We start from the raw sequence: 296 nt of genomic DNA, 5'->3' as shown, positions 1-296 counted from the left end.
CGCCCGCGAACTGCAAGCCTATCAGCCGAATGCAGCTTGCGTACTCGAGCATCGCCGGATAATGCTTACCCTGCGGCTCATCCTAATGAGCCACTGCCATTTTACAACGGTGCCGTCCTCGTCGACTACGCGGGTCTTCTGGGCCATGACCGCCTCGGCGTAGTTGGTGGCCATGCCGAGCAGGGCGATGATCCACATCCAGAAGATGGCGCCCGCCAAGGTGCTCACGGAGCTGTCGGCCATCCATCCGTTGCCCGACCTCATCCTGCGCTACCGCGAGTTCTCGAAGATCAAGA

1 protein-coding gene is annotated in these 296 nt (G+C 60.8%); it reads right to left on the bottom strand.

What is annotated here, in order from left to right; genetic code table 11:
* Nucleotides 1-21 precede the first annotated feature (21 nt).
* Nucleotides 22-243 carry an alanine:cation symporter family protein gene (locus NE591_RS14780; RefSeq protein ID WP_256157049.1) on the bottom strand — a complete coding sequence of 74 codons (222 nt, stop codon included), beginning with the start codon at nucleotides 241-243 and terminating at the stop codon, nucleotides 22-24.
* Between the last annotated feature and the right edge of the window lie 53 nt (nucleotides 244-296).

This window comes from Adlercreutzia sp. DFI.6.23, from assembly GCF_024462535.1.
Classification (GTDB): domain Bacteria; phylum Actinomycetota; class Coriobacteriia; order Coriobacteriales; family Eggerthellaceae; genus Adlercreutzia; species Adlercreutzia rubneri.
This window is presented reverse-complemented; position numbering and strand designations above follow the sequence as displayed.